The 2,970-nt window shown below is 73.9% G+C and carries 4 protein-coding genes and 1 pseudogene; 1 reads left to right on the forward strand and 4 read right to left on the reverse strand.

Annotated features, from left to right (window positions below; all coding sequences use genetic code 11):
- Together GTW40_RS18195 and GTW40_RS18200 are read right to left on the reverse strand one after the other, a co-directional pair.
- Nucleotides 1-887: pseudogene (locus tag GTW40_RS18195) on the reverse strand (peptidase S41); the annotation flags it as partial.
- A 147-nt stretch (nucleotides 888-1,034) separates the two neighbouring features.
- Entirely contained in the window at nucleotides 1,035-1,586 is a 552-nt protein-coding gene (locus GTW40_RS18200) for a hypothetical protein (protein WP_202486068.1), read from the reverse strand.
- A gap of 113 nt (nucleotides 1,587-1,699) precedes the next feature.
- Between GTW40_RS18200 and GTW40_RS18205 the strand changes: the two genes are divergently transcribed.
- Nucleotides 1,700-2,113, forward strand: a complete 414-nt coding sequence (locus tag GTW40_RS18205) for a hypothetical protein (RefSeq protein WP_161181263.1) — start codon at nucleotides 1,700-1,702, stop codon at nucleotides 2,111-2,113.
- On the opposite strand, the gene GTW40_RS18210 is transcribed toward GTW40_RS18205, so the two are convergent.
- The gene (locus GTW40_RS18210; protein ID WP_161181264.1) at nucleotides 2,039-2,785 is read right to left on the reverse strand and encodes a 16S rRNA (uracil(1498)-N(3))-methyltransferase; all 747 of its coding nucleotides are present in this window, start codon (nucleotides 2,783-2,785) and stop codon (nucleotides 2,039-2,041) included. The two genes, GTW40_RS18205 and GTW40_RS18210, sit on opposite strands and share 75 nt — an antisense overlap.
- Nucleotides 2,782-2,970, reverse strand: a 189-nt coding sequence (locus GTW40_RS18215) for a nitronate monooxygenase (RefSeq protein ID WP_202486069.1), incomplete at its 5' end; no start/stop codon positions are given. The genes GTW40_RS18210 and GTW40_RS18215, both read right to left, overlap by 4 nt.

Raw genomic sequence — 2,970 nt, forward strand, 5'->3', positions numbered from 1 at the left:
TGGGTGACCCAGTGGACGGTGCCGCGCACGCCGACGGCGCTGCCGCGTCCGGTGTGGTCCGGGGAGGCGGAGCCGAACCAGCGGGCGGTGCTGACCTGATGGGGCTGGAGGTCGACGCGGGCGCCGCCGAGCCGGATGTCGAGGCGGCGGGGTTCGGCCCCTTCGAGGTCGTCCAGGAGCCAGAGTTCGCCCGCGCTGGACCAGATCACTCGGGTGCCGTCGGTGGCGGCCTGGCGGGCGTAGAAACCCCCAAGGGGGGTGTGGCGGCGCAGGTCGGTGCCGTCGGCGAGGGAGGAGTAGAGGGCGCCGGTGCCCTCGTGGTCGGAGAGGAAGGCGATGCGGTCCCCGGCCCACAGGGGGGCCTCGATGTTGCCGTCCAGGTCCTCGTGGAGCCGGACGAACTCGCCGTCGCCGTCCCGGTCGATCCACAACTTGCCCGCCGTACCGCCTCGGTAGCGCTTCCACCAGGCGGCCTCGCGGCCCATGGGGGCGGAGAGCAGGACGGTGTGCGGGCCGTACGCGATGTCGCCGACGGGGCCGTACGGCAGGGTGGTGGCGGGGCCACCGTCGAGCGGGACGGCGCGGGCCCAGGTGCGGCGCAGGCTGGCCTGGCCCTGGGTGCTGACGGCGAGGACCTCGCCCTCGGGGGTCCAGCCGAGCACCTGGGTCTTCCAACTGCCCCAGTACGTCAGCCGCTTGGCGGGTCCACCGTCGACCGGGGCGATGTGCGCCTCGGGGGCGCCGTCGCGGGTCGAGGTCCAGGCGAGGGTGGTGCCGTCGGGGGATATGCGGGGGTGGTTCACGGGTACGTTGTCCGCGCTCACCCGCCAGGCGCGGCCGCCGTCGAGCGGGGCCACCCAGACGTCGTCCTCGGCGGTGAAGGTCACCAAGTCCCCGTGGATGTGCGGGAATCGGAGATACCCCGAGGTCGTCGTGGTCGTCGTGGTCGTCGTGTCTGCCGTGATGTCCTTGCCAGCACCCTGAGTCACGCGGTCACCTTACGCGCGGTCCGGCGTCGTGGCGCCGGATTTGGATCACTTTCCTTCGACGGGCCAGCAGGTCGGATCGCCCTTGCACCACAGGGTCCGGGTGACGGTGACCGTCACGGTCGGCCGGGGCTGTCCCGGCGGGCGGTAGGTGGCGGGCGGGGGGAAGACGGGGCTGGGCGTGGCGTCGCAGTCGCCGAGTCCGCTGACCCGGAAGACCCGGCGGCCGTCCACGGTGGCGGTCAAGTTGCCGCGCACACAGGCGCCGTTGACCGCGCGCGTCACCTCACCGGTGACGGCTATCTTCTTGCCGTCCTTGGTGCGGCCCTGGCAGTCCACGCTGACGACGATGGCCGTGGAGGGTGAACTCGCCCTGGCCGGACTGGCGCTGTCGCCCTGCTGCCCGACGCAGGTCAGCCAACTCACGTCCACATGACGCCGGTTCAGCTCGGCGGTGGCGGTCGAGTCGGTGGTGTAGGCGACGGTCGCGGAGCCCAGGTCGGCCGGCTGGCACGCCGTCACCGTGCCGACCCCCAAAGCCGCGAGTCCGCTCACGGCCAGCAGCCGTACGGAGCGGCGATTCCACCTCGAAGCCCCCATGCCTCTCAGCGTGCCACCGACTCCGGCCCGGCGAAAGACCGCCTCCGCCCCGTCACCCGAACGTGCGGCGCACGCCGGTACCCCCGCCCGTGGCGCGTGCTACTTTCCCCCGGATGCGCGACGCCCGCAGACGCAGACGCCTGGCCCTCCCCGACGGCACCGAGTACCGGTGGACCGTGCGGCACCGGCACACACCGGAGACGGGGTGCCAGGAGGTGCTGACCCTGAGCCGGGACGGCGCCGTCCTGCGGATCGTCTTCCGGGACCGTCCGGGACGGGTGCTGGGCACCGGGGCGGCCTACGCCCACTCCGGGCTGGTGTGCGACGAGCACGGCCACAGCGCGAATCTGCACCGGCCCGCCGTCGTACGGGCCTTCGTGGACGAGGTGCGCCGACGCGGGGCCACAGCCGGGGAGTTGGACGGCTGGGAACTGCTCCCCGCCGCCGTCGGGTCAGGACCAGCGGCCGGTGCGGCCCAGCAGGAGGGCGGCGGCCGCCGTTCCGGCGGTGGAGGTGCGCAGGACTGACGGGCCGAGGACGCAGGCGCGGGCGCCGGCCTCCTCGAAGAGGGTCAACTCGTCGCGGGAGACGCCGCCTTCGGGTCCGACGACGAGCACGATGTCGCCCGTCGCGGGAAGGTCGACGGTGGCCAGCGGCACGCTCTCGTGCTCGAAGTCGGAGTGCAGCACGGCGGCGAAGTCGGCCCCGGCGAGCAGCGCGGCGACCTGCTTGGTGGTGGCCGCCTCGGCGACCTCGGGGAAGCGGACGCGGCGGGACTGCTTGCCCGCCTCGCGCGCGGTGGAGCGCCACTTGCCGAGCGCCTTCAGGCCCCGGTCGCCCTTCCACTGGGTGATGCAGCGGGCGGCCTGCCAGGGCACGACCCGGTCGACGCCGACCTCGGTCATGGTCTCGACGGCGAGTTCGCCCCGGTCGCCCTTGGGCAGCGCCTGGACGACGGTGATGCGCGGGGCGGGCTCGGGCTCCTCCACGACCGCACCGAGCCGGACGAGCAGCCGGTCCTTGCCCTCGGTCCCGGTCACCTCGGCCACGGCATGGCGTCCGGCGCCGTCGGTGAGGACGACCTCCTCACCCGCCTGGAGCCGCTTCACCGAGACGGCGTGCCGTCCCTCGGGGCCGTCCAGGACGAACGGTCCGCCCTCCGGGCCGAAGTCCTCCACCACGAACACGGGAGCGGTCATCCCGCACCACCTCCGTCAGTCAACTCTGTTGTCGCAGCGCGCAGTTCGGCGGCCAGTACCTCCACAAGGCGCCCGGCCGGCAGCGCGCGGGCCAGCCGGTGTCCTTGTCCCGCCCACAGCGCCATGCCCTGTGCGTCCCCGGCCCCGGCGGCGGCCCGGCGCAGCGGGGCGGTCAGGTGGTGGAC

Origin of the sequence: Streptomyces sp. SID4985 (genome assembly GCF_009863025.1) — a bacterium.
Lineage (GTDB): Bacteria > Actinomycetota > Actinomycetes > Streptomycetales > Streptomycetaceae > Streptomyces.

Bases quoted from the DNA above. Each gene is read 5' to 3' on its own strand.
- GTW40_RS18200 (WP_202486068.1), bottom strand. From the start codon at position 1,586: ATGGGGGCTTCGAGGTGGAATCGCCGCTCCGTACGGCTGCTGGCCGTG.
- GTW40_RS18205 (WP_161181263.1), top strand. From the start codon at position 1,700: ATGCGCGACGCCCGCAGACGCAGACGCCTGGCCCTCCCCGACGGCACC.
- GTW40_RS18210 (WP_161181264.1), bottom strand. From the start codon at position 2,785: ATGACCGCTCCCGTGTTCGTGGTGGAGGACTTCGGCCCGGAGGGCGGA.